Raw genomic sequence first — 2,009 nt, forward strand, 5'->3', positions numbered from 1 at the left:
CCAGAGAATTCCTATAATGATAGTGGAAATAACAGTTGGGAGAAAAACCATAGCCTGAAAAAAACCTGAACGTTTTACAAGCTTTCTATATATAAGGTATGCCAGTCCAAACCCGAGTGGTATCTGACCAAAAACAGATACGAAGATAACAATAAAATTATTTCTCATTGAGAACCAAAAAATCGGGTCTTTGAATATTTTTATATAGTTTGCCAACCCTGTCCATATAGCCAGGTTTTTATAAATATTATAATCCGTAAAACTCAAGCCAAAAGATGATATTATCGGAAATGCGATTATTGCCAGATAAACAGCCAATGCCGGAAAAACAAAGATCATATATATTGATACCCTTTTGAATTTTCCCATTTTTTATATTCTATCCTTCTAATATATTTAATGGGCACCGGAGGATACAGTAGTGCCCATTACTGGTTATTTTATCACCTTACCGAACCTTATCTTATCGAACCAATTTCATTGCAGCTTCTATTTCTGCAGCCAATTTTTCAGGTGTAGTATTGCCTAATGCTAATTCCTGGAGACCGATGTTTATTAGATTGATTGGTTCACCGGTAATTACAGCATCAAGCACAGCTGTGTTGGTGCTGACTTCAGCATAAAAAGCTGCTCTTTTTACTACAAGTGGCTGAACATCCTCATATACTGAAAGATCCATAATATAATTAGGTATCATTCCCTCTCCAAGAAATCTGATCTCTGCTGCCTCAGGCCCTGCAAAGAAGGAAATCCATTTCCATGCAGCATCAGCTTTATCTCCTGTAAGACCTGCTTTCATACCAAAACCGGTTGATGCAACGCCAGCGGTGGAACCGGACTCGCCTTTTTGTCCTGCAATATCAGGAAATACGGCAAGTTCAATATCTGCCTGTTCCTCTACAGTTAAGAGAGGGGTTAGTGCACCTACTCGCCAATCTCCATCAATCATAAACGGGCTTCTGCCGGTTGCAAACAGGTTTGGACTATCTCCGTACTCTAACTGGATGCTTTGAGGTGGAAGTAAGCCAGTGGTATACAGATCTGCTACAAGTGCAAGAGAGTCAACAAACTCCTGATCTGTAAAGGCAGCTTCTCCTGTAATTACTTTATCTATCCAATCCTGTCCTGCTATTCTTCCTACCAGAGCGCTGAACAGGCAAGACTGCATAACCCAGGCAGCTTTATTAGCCATCAAGATAGGATAAAGGCCAGCATCACTTATGGTAGGTCCCATTGCAACAAGTTCCTCATATGTAGCAGGCATGCTGAGACCGAGAGTTTCCAGCAATGCAGTATTAACATACAACACATGGCATGCAGTTCCTGCTGTTATAGGAAGTTCATAAAGTTTACCATCATATTGGGGAGCAACAGCAGAAGGAGTATATTTGTCTATATCTGCGCCTAGAAATGGAAACAGATCTTCAGTAAGCGCATTTTCATAAATTTCAATACTTCGTCCACTTGGCCACAGATACATAACGTCAGGCAGATCTCCTGCACCAGCCAGCGCAGCAAGTTTCTCATGGTATGCATCGCCGAAACTATTTTCAATCGTCAGTGTTATATTGGGATATTTGGCGTTAAATGCTTCCACAATAGTATCCCAACCTGCAGCTTCAGGTGAAGTAATATCAAGGTAGTTTAGCATAGTTAACTCTACTTCTGGTCCTAATACTACTTCTTCCTCTTCTGCTACTTCCTCTGCTGGAGCTACTTCCTCTGCTGGAGCTTCTTCTACTGCTTCCTCTGCTGGTGCTTCTTCTACTGCTTCTTCCTTCTTACATCCTGCAAGTGAAAAAGTTGCTATCATAGATACAGTCAGCAGCATTATTAACAACCGCAATAATGACTTTTTCATTTCTTTTACACTCTCCTTTTAATAATTTTACTTATACAACAATTTTTAATAAAATCTTTTCTGAGATTTGTTTAACGTACAACCTTAAGGTGGCTAATCAGTACTTAAACAAATCTCATTTTTCTTTTACCATAAAACCTCCTTTCTA

At 39.7% G+C, this 2,009-nt stretch carries 2 protein-coding genes; both read right to left on the minus strand.

Annotated features, from left to right (window positions below; translation table 11 throughout):
• Positions 1-369 (minus strand): sugar ABC transporter permease (locus tag MUP17_02065; protein MCJ7457760.1); only part of this gene is annotated, 369 nt, incomplete at its 3' end.
• A gap of 94 nt (positions 370-463) precedes the next feature.
• On the minus strand, positions 464-1,861 hold the full coding sequence (locus MUP17_02070; protein MCJ7457761.1) for an extracellular solute-binding protein: 1,398 nt from the start codon (positions 1,859-1,861) through the stop codon (positions 464-466).
• Between the last annotated feature and the right edge of the window lie 148 nt (positions 1,862-2,009).

The sequence above is a fragment of the Candidatus Zixiibacteriota bacterium genome, assembly GCA_022865345.1.
Classification (GTDB): domain Bacteria; phylum Zixibacteria; class MSB-5A5; order MSB-5A5; family RBG-16-43-9; genus RBG-16-43-9.